The organism is Stenotrophomonas sp. 01N47 (genome assembly GCF_056399165.1).
In genome coordinates this window covers 1-454 of sequence record NZ_JBFTQU010000055.1, presented here as the reverse complement: position 1 = coordinate 454, position 454 = coordinate 1, and the positions used below count along the sequence as shown (strand labels likewise).

At 58.5% G+C, this 454-nt stretch carries 1 protein-coding gene; it reads right to left on the bottom strand.

The features are described from left to right. Positions 1-192: 192 nt before the first annotated feature. On the bottom strand, positions 193-454 hold a 262-nt coding region (locus AC1DKR_RS21180), incomplete at its 5' end, for an IS3 family transposase (protein ID WP_478035118.1).

The window sequence follows — 454 nt, the reverse complement described above, 5'->3', positions numbered from 1 at the left end:
ATGCACACGCGGCTGGATACCTTGCTGGAGTTGTCGGCCGGGTTCCAGGCGATGTCGCACCAGTCGGCGGATCATCGCGAAGCCGTGTCGGCATTCCTGGAGAAGCGGAAACCGACCTTCAGCGGTAATTGAGTAACAGCGGACACGAAAAAGRGGCSCTGTGAACTGACCCCGTAAAGTTGGACGGGTAAGTTATGCGGCCAAGGGCTGAGTCCTGTATTGCACRGGGCTCAGCCCATTTAGCTTTAGCTTGATGCGGTCGTGATTGTAATACCGGATGTATTCGGCAATGCTGCGTCGCAGTTGGTCGATGTCCGCAAAGCGCTCTAGCCGGAAGCACTCTGACTTGAGCGTGCCGAAGAAGCTCTCCATCGCCGCATTGTCCAGGCAATTGCCCTTGCGGGACATGCTCTGACGCAGGCCCCGCCCGGCCAGTTTGCGACGATACGCGGCC